10 protein-coding genes are annotated in these 13754 nt (G+C 63.4%); 3 read left to right on the forward strand and 7 right to left on the reverse strand.

The genetic code is table 11. The annotated features are described in order from the left end of the window. Positions 1 to 364: 364 nt before the first annotated feature. A complete protein-coding gene (gene tagH, locus E5X34_RS01790) occupies positions 365 to 1447 on the reverse strand; it encodes a type VI secretion system-associated FHA domain protein TagH (RefSeq protein WP_292560240.1) in 1083 nt (360 codons plus the stop codon). Between the two features lie 308 nt (positions 1448 to 1755). On the opposite strand from tagH, the gene tssI reads away from it, so the two are divergent. Genes tssI through E5X34_RS01805 form a run of 3 tightly spaced genes read left to right on the forward strand, consistent with a single transcriptional unit; the run spans position 1756 to position 5596 of the window. Next, on the forward strand, positions 1756 to 4080 hold the full coding sequence (gene tssI / locus E5X34_RS01795) for a type VI secretion system tip protein TssI/VgrG (protein WP_292560243.1): 2325 nt from the start codon (positions 1756 to 1758) through the stop codon (positions 4078 to 4080). An 8-nt stretch (positions 4081 to 4088) separates the two neighbouring features. Beyond that, positions 4089 to 4514 (forward strand): DUF6484 domain-containing protein, encoded by a 426-nt coding sequence (locus tag E5X34_RS01800; RefSeq protein ID WP_292560246.1) that lies wholly within the window; start codon positions 4089 to 4091, stop codon positions 4512 to 4514. 11 nt (positions 4515 to 4525) lie between these two features. Continuing rightward, complete coding sequence (locus tag E5X34_RS01805) at positions 4526 to 5596, forward strand: HEAT repeat domain-containing protein (protein WP_292560249.1); 1071 nt, start codon at positions 4526 to 4528, stop codon at positions 5594 to 5596. Positions 5597 to 5695: 99 nt separating this feature from the next. Here the strand turns inward: E5X34_RS01805 and E5X34_RS01810 are convergent, their stop codons facing one another. Genes E5X34_RS01810 through tssM form a run of 6 tightly spaced genes read right to left on the reverse strand, consistent with a single transcriptional unit; the run spans position 5696 to position 13754 of the window. After that, complete coding sequence (locus tag E5X34_RS01810) at positions 5696 to 6526, reverse strand: hypothetical protein (RefSeq protein ID WP_292560252.1); 831 nt, start codon at positions 6524 to 6526, stop codon at positions 5696 to 5698. Positions 6527 to 6555: 29 nt separating this feature from the next. Continuing rightward, positions 6556 to 7584, reverse strand: a complete 1029-nt coding sequence (locus tag E5X34_RS01815) for a PAAR-like domain-containing protein (protein WP_224632822.1) — start codon at positions 7582 to 7584, stop codon at positions 6556 to 6558. A gap of 11 nt (positions 7585 to 7595) precedes the next feature. Continuing rightward, on the reverse strand, positions 7596 to 8606 hold the full coding sequence (locus E5X34_RS01820) for a hypothetical protein (RefSeq protein WP_292560257.1): 1011 nt from the start codon (positions 8604 to 8606) through the stop codon (positions 7596 to 7598). Beyond that, complete coding sequence (locus E5X34_RS01825) at positions 8603 to 9688, reverse strand: DUF2169 domain-containing protein (RefSeq protein WP_292560260.1); 1086 nt, start codon at positions 9686 to 9688, stop codon at positions 8603 to 8605. Before E5X34_RS01825 ends, E5X34_RS01820 begins: the two co-directional genes overlap by 4 nt. Continuing rightward, complete coding sequence (gene tagF, locus E5X34_RS01830; RefSeq protein WP_292560264.1) at positions 9688 to 10230, reverse strand: type VI secretion system-associated protein TagF; 543 nt, start codon at positions 10228 to 10230, stop codon at positions 9688 to 9690. Before tagF ends, E5X34_RS01825 begins: the two co-directional genes overlap by 1 nt. After that, positions 10212 to 13754 (reverse strand): type VI secretion system membrane subunit TssM, encoded by a 3543-nt coding sequence (gene tssM, locus E5X34_RS01835; RefSeq protein WP_292560267.1) that lies wholly within the window; start codon positions 13752 to 13754, stop codon positions 10212 to 10214. The genes tagF and tssM overlap by 19 nt, the downstream gene beginning before the upstream one ends.

The raw sequence follows: 13754 nt of genomic DNA on the forward strand, positions 1-13754 counted from the left end.
GTTCTCGATCGGGGAAACGCGTTTCAGGCTGAACCTCGGCGGCGGGCCGCTTGGAAAGGCTCATCTCGCCGAAACATGACATTGCTGCACACGCCCCAAGCCTCGCCGCCTTGCCCGCCGGGCTGGCGTCCCTGTGCATTCTAGTCGCCCGGATACCCAATTGAAACGGGCCGCCGATTGAAATCCGGAAGCAAGATGCTCGAAGCGGCGTCTTCTTCTATGAGACCCGTCACATACGGCCGGCGCGGTTAGAGCAATTCCAGGAAAAGTGTGAGCGGTTTTCCGTCTGGAATTGCGTGAAAACAAGAAGATGGCGCATTTCACCGTTTCCGTGAAACGGTGAAATGCGCTTGGGCCCGTGCGTCTATTTCTGCTTGTCGGCCTTGGCGTAAGCTTCGGCGAAATAGGTGAGGAAGACATCCAGCATGCCGTTCTCATGCTTATCTTCCATCGTCCGCCATGTCGCGACGAGCGCATCCCAGGCCTGGCTCTTCCTGGACGAGAAGGACGCAGGCGGGATTTTCTTCGCGATCGCCTCCGGCGACAGGTCGTCGAGCAGCCGCGACAGCGCCGCCTGCATGGCGGCGTAGGTGGCGATTTCGTGGGCTTTCAGGTCGCGGAACGCATCCTCGACGCTGCGCCTGGCATCGAGATAGCCCGCCCTGCGCTTGGCGAACATGATCTCCAATATGTCGTCGGCGCCCGGCACGAATTTCAGCGGGTTGTTGTCCTCGGCGCCGATCATCGTGCGGTTCGCGCTCTTGGCGAGCACCTTTGCCGCCGCGCGCGCCTTGAGCAGCAGGGACAGTTGCTCGACCGTGGTTCTCAGCACTGCGCCGATCTCGGCCGCGACCTCGTGAGGATTGCGCGCCTGCAGCAAGTCGGGCGCGATGCCTGCCGCCCTGGCGATCTCGCGCAATATCGCATCCGCTTCCGCGGACCGATTGGGTGGGGCTGCCGGCCCTGGCTGTTGCAACGCCGAGGATGTCGACACCCGCGCCGCCCCGGCCGAGCGCTGATCCGTCGGATTGAAGAGCGGCTCATGGCCGAAATCCAGGGGGGCGCCGGTCGAGGGCGGCAGCTCGCGTTGCGTGGAGCCGGTCCTGGTCTGCGGATGTCCGGTCGCGGCTCTCTCATCTTCGATCGAAACGCCGACGACATAACGGCCGATCAGCAGCCGGTCGCCCTGTGCCAGCCGGTGCGGCCCGGCCATGCGCTGGCTCGAGCCATTGATGAAGGTGCCGTTGCGCGAGAGGTCGTAGAGCCAGAATGAGCCCGCCTGGTAGCGGACCTCGCAATGCCGGCCCGAGATGAACTTGTCCGGATCGGACAGCGTCCAGTCGCAGTTCTCGCGGCCGATCTCGAAGCTGCGGTCGCGGGCGGTATAGCTGGCGGCGGTGCCGGCTGGCAGCCTGTCGACATTGCTGATCTGGAGAGAGATGAACATCCGGAAGCGTCGCCGAACTTGGTCAACAAATGCTTATCTTGCGCGCAATTCCGGGCGGAAAACCGTTGAGCGCCCTTCCGGAATTGCTCTGCTATTCTAGCAGCTTGCAAGCCGAGCGGGAGAGGAGCGTTTCACACCGGCGTATGGGCACGCTTTAGCCATCGCTATTATTTGGCCTCCCTCAAACATGTGCTAGGCTGACGCGGATACGGTGCGGTGAACTCGAACGCTCCCGAACGTGATGCAGTTAATAGAGCGGGGGCTTCAAACCGTCACACTGGCGGCCGCGTCGAGGAGGGGCACGACCCATGCCGAACGAACGTGCCACGGTTGTACAGACGCCGGCTGGCGCCGACCTGACCTTCACCCATCTCGTCGGGCGCGATGAGATCAGCCGCTGCTTCGCCTATACGGTCGGCTTCGTCTCGAAGAACCGCGACGTCGACCCGCTGAAGATGCTTGGCGGCATCGTTTCGGTCGAGGGCGAGTCCGATCCCAAGCGCTGGTTCAGTGGCCTCGTGTCGGATTTCAAGCTGACCCGCATCGAGGATCGGCTGGCCTTCTACGAGGCGACCGTCAGGCCGTGGCTCTGGTTCCTCGGCAACACCACCGATTGCCGCATCTTCCAGAACATGACGGCGGTGGAGATCGTCGAGAAGATCTTCTCGAAATATGGCATCGCCAAATTCGAGAAGCGGCTGCAGGGCTCCTATCCCCAGCGCGAATATTGCGTGCAGTATGACGAGAGCGATCTCGATTTCGTGCAGCGGCTGCTCGAGCACGAAGGCATTTTCTATTTCTTCGAGCATGACGAGGGCAAGCACACGCTCATCCTCTGCGACGCGATGAGCAAGCTGAAGCCGGCGCCCGGTTACGAGAAGGTGCTTTACAACTTCGAGGGCCAGGCCTCGCGGCGCGATGTCGAATATATCACCGAATGGATACCGGGCAGCGCGGTTCGGCCGGGCGCCTATGCCCACACCGACTATGATTTCGAGAAGCCCGGCGCCGATCTGATGGCGAAATCCGCCCAGCCTTTCGCCCACAAGGAGGCGTCCGGCGAGAACTATCGCCAGCCAGGCGCCCATCTCGATGTCGGGCGCGGCGACAAGATCGCCGGGATCCGCCGCGAGGAGCTTCAGGCCGTGCACCAGCACAGCACCGCGGTTGGCACGGTGCGCGGCCTTTTTTCCGGCTGCAAGTTTACGCTGGAGAGCTTTCCGCGCGACGACCAGAACCAGGACTATCTGGTGGTCAGCGCCGAATACCGCCTGTTCGACCCTGGCTACCGGACCCAGAACGAGGCCCACAACGAGAATTTCAAGGTGGTGCTCGGCGTGGCCCCCACCAAATTGCCCTATCGCCCGCCGCGCATCACGCCGCGGCCGATCATGCGCGGCCCGCAGACGGCGACCGTCGTCGGCCCTTCGGGCGAGGAGATCTTCACCGACAAATATGCCCGCGTGAAGGTGCAGTTCCACTGGGACCGGCTCGGCAAGAAGGACCAGAACTCGTCCTGCTTCGTGCGCGTCTCGCAGACCTGGGCCGGCAGCAACTGGGGCTTCATCCAGATCCCGCGCATCGGCCAGGAGGTCATCGTCGACTTCATCGAAGGCGACCCGGACCTGCCGATCATCACCGGCCGCGTCTACAACGCCTCGCAGATGCCGCCCTACGGGCTGCCGGGCAACGCCACCCAGTCGGGCTGGAAGTCCAATTCCTCGAAGGGTGGCGGCGGTTACAACGAGCTGATGTTCGAGGACAAGGCCGGCTCCGAGCTGGTCAATTTCCAGGCGCAGAAGGACCACCACCTGCTGATCAAGCACGACCGCAACAAGACGGTTCAGCATGACCAGTCCGACCGCATCGACCACGACGCCAAGCACTCCGTCGGCCACAACCTCGACGAGGACGTCGGCAACAACAAGACGGTCAAGATCGGCGTCGACCAGACCACCAACATCGGCTCGAACGACACCGAAACGGTGGGCGCGAACCGCAAGCTGACGGTGATGGCGAATGAGACGATCCACGTCGTCGCCAACTCGACCGAGAACATCGACGCCAACCATTCGCAGACGGTGGGGCTCAATCAGACGGTCACGGTGGGGGTGGCGCGTGTCGATACGGTGGGCGCTGCCGAGGCGAGAACTGTTGGCGCTTCGCAGACGAACACGATTGGGGCGACGCGGTCGGTGAGCGTAGGGATCAGCCAAAGCCACAGCATTGGCGCCGGCGACTCGTGGACCATCGGTGCGGGGCAAGACATCAGCATCGGCGCCGGGCAGACTGTTACCATCGCATCGTCACAAGCTACCGACATAGGCGCCTCCCGAGCCACCAACATCGCATCCAACGACGCCACCGATATCGGCGGCGGTCACATGCTCAAGATTGCCAAAGGCAGCAAGATCGATGTCGGTGAGAGCGGCGTTATCGAGGTCGGCAAGAATTTCACGCTCGACGCCAAGGAGAGCATCACCCTGAAGACGGGCAGCGCGCAGATCGTGATGAAGAAGGACGGGACGATCATCATCGAGGGCAAAGATATTACCGTCAAGGGCTCGGGCAAGATCAACATCAAGGCCTCCAGCGACGTGATCATCAAAGGCTCGACGATCAATGAGAATTGAGGGTGGCGATGAGCAAGGTCAGGGCTAAGATAGACGGCGTCGTAATCGGTGCCTTCCTGGGTTTCGGTGAGGAGGCGCCGCTCGTCGTTTTCCCCGGCAATCCGGAAAAAACAGCGTTGCCCGCGCACAGCCTGTGCGAATTGTCTTCCAATATGATTGGCTGTGAGGTGGCCTTGCTGTTCCAGGAAGGCAACCCTCGCAGGCCTTTGATCGTCGGTCGGATCGTCGATCCCAACCGCTCGAAGACGGCTCCGCAAGTCATCCGTGACGGGCAGCGTGTGCAGATCATCGCTGAGGAACGCCTCGAGCTCAGATGTGGCAAGGCGATCATCCTGATGGAGGCGGACGGCCGCATCACAATTCGCGGCGCTCATATCACCAGCCACGCCAGTGGCGCTCAGCGCATTCGCGGCGGCTCGATCAACCTGAATTGATGCAGACTCCGTTGAAGGCACAGGGTCCACGGCCGGCCCGCATTGCGGCGGAAGTCATACGCCAGCACGCGGAGCTTGTCGCCTTCCTGTGGGCGCAGCGTGACAGTTGGTCAGCTGAGGATCCGCCCGACGCCAGGGTCATCGCCGGGATCGACCAGCGACTCGAGATAAACCTGGACGCCCTGCGCATCGCCGCCGCCTCCGCCTGGCCGTTTCTGATCGCGCAGCACGAGGACTTCCCAGACAAGGGCGAACTGTTCGCTTTCGCGTGGATGGCTCTGGAGCTGGCCGACGGCGAGAAAGTGGCCCAGGCGGTAGAATTCGGGCGTCTGACAAGTGACGACGCTAAGGGCCTGGTTGGCGCGCTGGCATGGCATAAGCCAGCGGTCATCGGGCCGGTTGTTCGCAAGTGGATAGGCGAGCCGGATGCCTTCCTGCGCTTTCTAGCCGTTTCGGCATGCGCGGAGCACACCGTTGACCCAGGCGCGACTTTGGCCAGGCTGGTTAAGGATCATGATCCCAGGGTGCGCACTGCGGCCTTGCGCCTTGCCGGTCAACTGCGACGCTTCGATCTGGTACGCGACGTCCATGACGCGTTCGATCACGAGGATGAGCGCGTCCGGCTTTGGGCCGGCTGGGCGCTCGTCGAATTGGGGTCGGGAGACCTCACGCGGCAGGAACTCAGGAAGATCGCGGCGGCCGCCGGCCCGGATGCCATGGTCGCGCTGCGCGCACTGGCAAAGGCGGGACCTGACAAGGACGTTCGCGCCTGGATGGGAGGGCTGATGAAGGCCCAGCAGACAGCGCCGCTTGCCGTCCGCGGCATCGGCATGCTGGGCGACAGGTCCGTTCTGGCCTGGCTCATCGAGCGTATGCGCGAGCCTTATGTGGCCGTCGCGGCCTGCGCGGCATTTCTCGAGCTTTTTCCCGAAGCCAGGTTGGAGACGAAGCTGTTCACGGTCGGCCCGGAGGAATTGGGCCCGGCCTTCGCCCAACACTTCGAGAACGACGTGGTAAAGCTTGCGTTGCCCGATCGGGTGCAAGCGTGGTGGTCGGAGAAGGGCACCGTGCCGCAGCGGTAAATCCGCAGGAGCAATTCCAGGAAAAGTGCCCCGTTAAAATCAAAGAGATAGGGGGTCCGTCCTTTCCGTGAAACGGTGAACCACCCCAGGTGCTGTTCTTCAGTCTGGTATGGGGTGTCCGAAGAAATAGCGTTGGCCGGGAACGAACCGGTTCAACTGATCGCTCTCCAGGAATTCCTCCAGAACGGCCACCGCATCGAGCCGGCGGTCACGACCCTTCTCGTTGAAAAGCCCCGTGCAATTGACGCCAGTTGCAGCTTCAAAAATGAGCAAACCGCGGTGGAATCGTTCGCTCTGTGCGTCTTCAGCCTCCAATTTGGCTAGCATGCCTTTTGCCAGTTGCACCACGTCCAATGTCCGCGCCTCAAAAACCTTCATACCGACGAGACCGTCGGCGACTGACGATCGAATGGAGTCCACCCGCTCCGCCAGGATCTCCGGAGTCGGCTGATCGTCACGCGAATAAAAGATTGGCCCGTCGTCGGACTCCAGCAGGTAAGAGAGTTCGCGAAGTGTCTGATCGCGGTCCTCATCGGGGTTCGTCCCAATGGAATAGAGTTTTACCAGCAAGGGAACCGCGCGGATGTCGCATGACAGGCCGATTAGTGCCGATAAATGAAAGCGAACCCACTCTTCGTTTTGCAATTTTTGAAGATGACTCAGCGCGGCTGTCATCTCGGTCCACCCACCAGCGCAACCAAGAATATTGACACCAGCGTACCAGATTAGGCTGTCTTGGCTGCGCAGGAGAATCTCTCTTACATGGGTCAGCTTCGAAAAATCTCCCTCCCGACAGTGCAGGTTTATCGTGTACAGATCCTCCCAAGCCGTGTTTGCCTTGAGGCTCAGGGAGTATTTTGAACTGACAGGATCTTCCTGAGGCAGAAAGAACCCCAGCGCGAGTGCGTCAAAGTCTCTTTCGATGGGCATATTCGATTCCAATCTCGATCACGAGGCGGCTAGATTAAACTTCTGGTTCCCTGTTCGAGTGTCGTTTGGAGGTCTTCAATGTCGTCGCACTCGGGGCCGCCCATTTTGTTGTCTGGCACCACATTGTCTGGATCGTTGCATCCGCCTGCTTGTTTCGGTGTCATGTGATTTCGCTTTGTCATGGTCGGACGCGTTGTCGGGGTGGAACCCCACTGCCTGTCGACTTTGGCTTTCGCTCGCCTGCCGAAAGCGTCGTCGCACACCTGCGCCACGGTTCTGGGCCCCGAGGCACCCCGAGGTGGATATCGCACCCCGGATGGAATTTCGAAATGTATGGCACAGCCGGAAGTATTCGACGGATGAACGTTGTTGCATCCGGCCCCGCCAGCATCGCGCGCCGCCCGCGCTTGCTGTTTTGCAAGCGTGAAATCTCTTAGCGTGTTGTACAGCGCCGTCTGGTCGGGACCTGGCGGGAGACGGTCGATTCGCGACTGCCAGAATTGAGTAGACGTCACGGCCCTGAATGGCCTTCCAGTTGCGGGGTCCTTCTGCCATTCGTGCAACGCGTCGCCGCAACAGGGACAAATTCCGGCGTCGATAACATCCTGGGCATCCGCAAGATTCTGAAATTCGATCGGCGGTAGCGGCGCTGTGGTGGTCCCGCTCGATGCATGATTGCTGGTGGTGATGTCGAAGTGCCGGCAGACGTTCTTGCCCTCGAACTTCACGTCCATGCACCAGGCCTGAAAATAGGTCTTGCCGGTGATTTGATGGGTGACGACATTCGCCCCGAAGGTGCGCGTCGCCGCCTCGTCGCCAAGGACCGGTTCCTGGTAGTAGGATTGCTGCGCCAGCGCGGCGCCTTTGCCGCCGATCAGCACCGTGCTGGAACCGGACTTCAGGTTGTTGGAGAACGAGGTGTCGGGGTACGGGATAGGGATCGGGCCGGCTGGCGGCGAAGGCGGCGACATGCAGACGTCCGGAAACCGTGCGATGGACTTGTTCATGCCGTTTTCGGCGGCGATTTCCCACATTCCTGCAAAGACTTTCTTCGTCATGCGGAAACCTCCTACGCAGAAACCACGGCGGCCGCGCGGCCGCCAAACGCCATCGAACTTCCGTGCAGAGCCGCGAGTTCGCCGGGCGCATAGCCGCGCTTGAAAGCCTGTTCCGCCCAGGCGAACTGGATCAGGCCGGCCGCCGACCCGCAGTCACCCATGCAGTCGGCCGCGTGCCAAACGGGCTGCGCCGGCCGCGTTTTGCGCGTGTTGCGCATCTGCGCCAGCACGAGTTCCTCGAATGAATATGATTCGCCCCCGACATCGCTGAGCCGGAACGCAACCTCGTGCAACTGGACGCCGGCCTCGCCGAGCGCGGCTTTCAGTGCCGCGCTGAGGCCGTCGGCCCGGAAAGGGTCCTCGTTGCTGGCTGTTGCGGTCTCAACGGCGAGGCCTAGGCCCCGCAGCCGCAGGGACCCCTCGACGATCGGACGTTTGCTTACCACCAGAATGCAGGCCGCTTCGCCGGGGATGAGGCCATCGGTGATCTTGCTGGTCTTCAGCCGCATCCGATTGTCGAGCCAACTCAGCGCGCGCGCGTCGATTAGGCTGTCGATCGCCATGACGAGGCATGCCTCCACGTCGCGCTCGCCAAGCAGCTTGCGTGCCTGTTCAATGGCGACGAATGCCGAAATCTGGCCATGAGCAACTTGGAAGGTTCGTGGTCCAGCCAATGGCTTGCCGCCGGCAACCGTGAGCCCGGACAGAATTCCATTGATGCGCGCGCCTGGCATGCCGGCGTCACGACCGCACAGCAGGAAAGGCATCTCGCCCCAGGGCAGCATGGCAGCAAACCTGGCATCGATTTGCTCGACGGCAAGCCGGGCCAGCGTAGCAAGGCGCGTTCGGCCATGCGCCTCCGGCGGGACGCCGTCGACCCTGGCTCCGCGAATCGATTGGCCGCCGCGGTCGCGGTAAGGCAATTCCTCAAAGACCGGGATGCCCGCCCGCATCGCGGCAGCGGCGCTTGCCGGCGTGTAGCCGACTGGGCACACGATGCTGGCGCAGGCAATGGCCGTCATCTCTTCTTGCGCCTCCCGGCCAATGCTGCGACCGCTTCCTTCAAGCCGGCGTAATGTGGCTTGGGATCGGCGGGTTTCGGCTCCCTGCCTACTTGCACCTGCTGCAGCTTCACAAACTTCCTGGGCAGCTTCGTGCTTACCCGCCCCACCAGGACGATCCTGCCTTCATGCGGCACGATGGTCAGAGTGTCCGGTGTCACCATCTTGTGCTCTGTCCTGTCGTCGTACATGAAGCGCACCGGCACCGACAGCGCAGGCAGCTTGACCTTGAAGATACCGCCTTTGGTCATGCCGGCGCAGCCGAACATCATGCCTTCGGAAAGCTTGTCGAGCCATTGGTCCTCGGGCGCGGCCTGGAAATAGCGGTCGTCGAAATCCTGCGGCAGGAAGGGCAGGACGTTTTCCATCCAGTGCTTGTCATAGGTGCCGGCATAGCGCGCACGGTCCTTGGCAAAGCGCGGCACCGGGCCGAAGCCGATCGGGCGCGGCCGGTCGTTCCAGATGCGCATCCGCGACTGGGGGTGCTCGACGCATGGCAAAGGTGTGCCGTCAATATTGCCCTGGCCGGCAAGATAGCCGCTGCCGATGGGGTTGACCGCGTCGCTGCGATGCGTTGCCGGGTCTGGATCCGTTCGATCGGTGCCGCCGAAGGTGAGGTGCCATGCCAGGGGCATCGAAACGAAGGGTGTCGGCCGGGAAGCCTGGATGCCAAGCCCGCCCCTGAACCAGCGCCTCTGGCCGGTAACCACCGCCCGCTTGTCCAATCCCGGGCCGACCAGGCGCACTTCGACCGATTCGGCCTGTTGTCCAGGCGGCGCCATCGCCACCGCATCGAGCAGGACCTCGCATTTGGGCTTGACGGGAGCGAAGTCAGTCTCGACGCGGATGGAGGTGGATTCCGGATCGCCGTAATGCGTATCGGCGTACACGAAAGGCGACTGCGCTTTGCTGGGCGTACAGTTCCCTTGCTCATCGACATCGTATGTCGCGCGCACGACCGCGACGCAAAACTTGACGCAATGCTTGTCCTGATAGGGAAAAGTCTCGGCGAGAAACGGCGTAGTGTTCTGGCTGACGAACATCAACTGGTCTCCCAACTCGCCGCAAAAATCTGCTCCAGCGTCGGTTGCGGCGCCTGCGGATCGACGTCGAAAATATCCGTATGCGCCGTCCACGCCACGAGGTCGCCGATGACATCGCCTTCGCCGCTGACAATTGGAACCGGCAGGGCAGCCAGCGCGGCGTCGAGTTCGTCGGACGCCAGCTCGCCCCGCTGCGCGGCCAGGGCCGGGGTCTCGATGCTTTCAAACCATGCGTCGGCATAAGCCAGCTTGAGGGGCGCCTCCGGGAGCCTTGCGACGACGCTCAACGGAAATTGCCTGCCAACCCGGTCGGCGCTTTGCAGCACGATGCCCGCCGAGGCGCCGAAGGAAGCGGGGCCGGCCAGAAAGCGCAGCGCCGTGCCCATTGGCCAGGTCTCGAGCCCGAACAACGGCACGATGTGCTGCGCCAGCCAGCGGTCCCACACACGCACGAAATCGCCCGGCAGCCGCCGCGTCACGAAGTCGCCGGCGGCGGGCATCTTGCCGTAGAAGCCGGGCAGGATCAGATCTGCGGCGGACATGTGAACTTCTTGAACATCTCTAGCGTGTACGGGTTCTCGACGCTGGCCGCCTTGAGCTCGAAGTCGGCCCACATCCCCTTGGTGCCGAGCCGCAGGCTGTAGACGTCGGTGAGCTTGGTGGCGTTGAAGCGGCCGCCGCGCAGCATTCTGAGCCACGCCCAACTGCCCGTTTCGTTGAGCATCACTTCGGGCGAGCCGTCGACCGGCTGGAAGGCGAGCGAGATCACGCCGGTGCCGTCCTTGCCGGGCCATGTCATCGGCTGCGGCCGGGTCGCGTTGTTGTAATAGACGAGGTTCTGGCCATCGAGGTTGAGCGTCACCCGCGCCACGTTGGGCGACAGGTCCTTCGGCTCCAGCGTGAAATTCATCACCGGCCCGGTGCCGCCGGGGAAGAGATCGTCGCGGATGTGACGCGCCTGCTCGAAGGCTGCCAGCGCCGCCGGATCGAGGCCGAAATCGGCGCGCCATTTCCACGGCTCGCTGGCGGTGTCGACATAGTTGATCAGATGGTCGTTGGTGAAGGCGTCGATCAGCCCGGTCGGCCCGAACAGACGCTGGAAGTCGCGCACATTGACGTCGACGGCGCTTTCCGGACTGAACGGATAGCGGTTGTTGAGCGCTGCCTGGCAGAAGGGCAGGATGTCGGCCCGCCAGATGGCGTTGAGCTCATTGGTGACCGCCTTCTGCGACAGGCCGCTGGTGTCGCCGGCGATGCCGCCCAGCCAGTCGTTGATCGGCGAAGGCAGGATCTGCGCTTGTCTCGCGACCGCGCCCGTCAGTTCGGCCAGCCCGCCCTGCTTCTTGATGGCGTCCTGCGGGTCAGGGTTTGCGGTGACCGTCTGCAGCACATTGGACAGCGCCGTCAGCGCCACGACGGCGGCGTCGAGCGCCGGCGGCTGGCCGTCGACCTGCGCGATCGTGCCCTTGAGCGGCTTGAAATGCTCGGCCACCAGGCTGCCGGTCATGTCGACCTGATCGGCCGAGCCCGCGCGCGGCAGCAGTTTCGCGCCGGTCTTCACCACCTTGCCCAATTTGCCGAGCTTGCTCAAAAGCTTCGAGCCGGTCTTGGCGGCGCCGCCGCTCTTGTCGTCGGCGGCTGCGTCGTCGGAGCGCGTGAGGTCGGTCTCCTGCACCACCGCGGTCAGCAGGCGCTTCAGCGCGGAGTCGGCGCTGGACAGATCCTTGAGGTTCTCGCTCGCGACGTTGAGATCGGTCAGCGGCGCCAGCCGCATATCGCGCAGGAAGGAATCCCACTGCGCGATATAGTCGTCGTAATAGAGCTTCAATATGTCTTCCGACAGCGCCGAGACCGAGGTCTCCGAATTCTCCGAGCAGCCGCCGGCAAACACAGCGCGGTCGAGCGCGGCCTGGCCGGCGACATCTTCGACCCGGTCGAGGATCGCGTCATGGAAACCGGCATAGGTGTATGGGCCCGGCACGCCGACCCTCAGCGTCTTGTCGGAGCGGCGCGCGAACACCTTGGCGCCGTTCGGTCCGGCGAAATTGGCCGGCACCCATTCCTTGACGGCGGCGACTTCCGGATCGGCCAGCAACTGCTTATAGGCGCGCTCCGGCAGCGAGATCGTGCACACCGTCTTCAGCGCCTCGGCGACCAGTTCCTTGTCCGGCGCGATATAGCTGTCGTCGACCGCCATGCGGCCGATCGCGGCAAGCTGGTGCTGTTCGGCGTCCGCGGTCGGGAAGGGCGGCGCGGGCGCGAATTGCGGCAGGCTGTTCACCCACCAGTTCTGCACGAAATCGGTATCCATCTGCGACAGGCCGGTCATCATGCGATAGGTCTTCAGCGCGCCGAGCATGAAATCCGGATCGCGGATCTGCCGCCACATCGTGGCTTCGAGCAACGCGACCATATGCGGCTCGAGCACGTTGCGCAGCGCATGGTCGTAAGTGTCGGTCTGCGCGCGGATGAGTTCGGCCGAAGCGGTCGGGCCGAGCAAATTGTGGACGGCATCCGGCGGTGCCGTACGGGCCGCTGCCACCGCATCCATCGCCGCCAGCGCGCCGTCCATGGTCGGCTGCTCGACCGCGGCCGGCATGGCGGCGACGTCGGTCAGCGGCTGCTGCAAAGCTTCGAACTGGCCAGCCTGCTCGGTGATCGCGTTGCGGTTGTCGAGATAGGACCAGGTGAACAGCCCGCCAGCGAGCAGCGCCGCGAGCGCGCAGGCCGCTGCCGCGCCGCGCCAGATCCAGGCGCGGCGGCGCTGCGCCAGCGGATCGAACGTGCCAAGGCCGGCCTCCTTGAAAATCACCTCGGTGAGCAGATTGCGCAGGAAGAAGCTGCGCTTCTCGACACGCGCCGCCGGCATGGCGCGGCGCGGCGGCAGCCCGAAGGAGGACGACAGCGCCGCGGTTAGCCGGTCGATCGGCGCGCCTTCCTGCGTCGCCGAGGTCAGGTAAAGGCCGCGCAGCCATGCGGCCTCCTCGTAGCGGCTCTCGCCGAACATCGCCTCGACCAGCACCTGGATCGGCTCCGACAGGCTGGCGAGCTGCGCCGGGAAGCGGAAGATCTCGGCGCGCTGGCCAAGCTTGTCCTCGTCCTCCAGCCGCGGCACCAGCCGCCGCTCCAGCTCGGAGGCGAGCCTGGCAAGCTCGGTCTGGATCATGCCGGCGTTGACGCGGGCGTCGAGCGGAAAAGTCGTCCCCCACACCTGCTCGCGCGCCGTCGTCGACAAGCCGCCGAAGAAAGCTTCGAAGCCTTTGATCAGGTCGGCCTTGGTCAGCATCAGGTAGACGGGCAGGCGGATCTCCAGCCGATCGTTCAGCTCCGCCAGCCGGCGGCGGATTTTTCGGCCATGCGCCTTGATCGCCTCGTCGCCCTCCGACAGCACGTCGATCGACAGTGCGACGATGACGCCGTTGAGCGCACGGCGGCCCCGGTGCTTCTTCAACAGGTCGAGGAAGCCCAGCCATTCCGTCGCGTCGACATCCGGCTGGCTCTCCTGCTGGACATAGCGGCCGGCCGTGTCGATCAGCACCGCGTTTTCCGAGAAGAACCAGTCGCAATTGCGCGTGCCGCCGACACCTTGCAGGTCGTCGGTCAGGTCGATCGGGAAATTGAGTCCCGACTGGCGCAAGGCCGTGGTCTTGCCGGTGGCCGGCGGACCGACGATCACATACCAGGGCATCTCGCGCAGGAATTTCCGGCCGCCGAGCTTGCGCCGCTTGAGCTCGGCCATCACCTCACCGAACTTGGCGCCGACAGCCGCGACGCTCTCCTCGCCGGGCGTGAGCTGCTTTTCCTGGACAGGCGCCGCGATCTCGGCGACGAACATGCGGTTGGCGCGGATCGCGCGGCGCTGCGCGATGATCAGCCAGATCAGCCATAGGATGATCAGCCCGGCGATGATGGCGATGCGCACATTGTCGGACTCGAACGGCGCGTAAGGGCCAACCTGCACGATCGGCCCGAACACCCAGATCAGCAGTGAAAGCAGCGCGATGCCGATCAGCGTCCACAGGAAACGCGAGGTGATGACGGCCCAGAGGAAGCGCAGGATGAACAT

Origin of the sequence: Mesorhizobium sp. (assembly GCF_004963255.1) — a bacterium.
Taxonomy (GTDB): Bacteria; Pseudomonadota; Alphaproteobacteria; order Rhizobiales; family Rhizobiaceae; genus Mesorhizobium.